Annotated in this window: 1 pseudogene; it reads right to left on the bottom strand. The window is 79.3% G+C overall.

Going from position 1 to position 444, the window contains the following annotated elements:
• A pseudogene (locus FNQ90_RS26565) lies at positions 1–412 on the bottom strand (oxidoreductase); the annotation flags it as partial.
• Positions 413–444: the final 32 nt, after the last annotated feature.

Raw genomic sequence — 444 nt, 5'->3', positions numbered from 1 at the left:
CTCCGGTCCCCCCGGCCCCGGTGCCGGTCTCCGATCCGGCCGGGACGCCGCCCTCCGCCACCAGGTGGAGCCGGGCCAGGACCCGCATCGGGGATCCCTTCCAGATGTCCCGCAGGTGGGCCGCCTCGGCGGTGGCGCGCAACGCGGCGCCGACCGTGCGGGCCTGAGCGTCGGTGCCGAAGTCGGTTCTGCGGCGCACCTCCTCCAACCCCCAGTCCGCGCCCGCCAGCGCGGCGGAGGCGCGGGCGCCGCGCAGGGCGGCCTCGGCCGCGACCTCGGTCCGCCGCCGGCGCATGACCCGGTGACGGTGCAGTGCGTCCACGGCGGCGCGCGCCGCCTCGACGGCCTCCGGCACGCCGGGGAGGTCGGCGAGCGGGGCGAGGGGATCGGTTCCGGGACTCTGCGGACTCATGGTTCCGCAGCCTACGCGGCGGGGTGCGGGGC

Origin of the sequence: Streptomyces alkaliphilus (assembly GCF_014141535.1) — a bacterium.
Classification (GTDB): domain Bacteria; phylum Actinomycetota; class Actinomycetes; order Streptomycetales; family Streptomycetaceae; genus Streptomyces; species Streptomyces alkaliphilus.
This window is presented reverse-complemented; position numbering and strand designations above follow the sequence as displayed.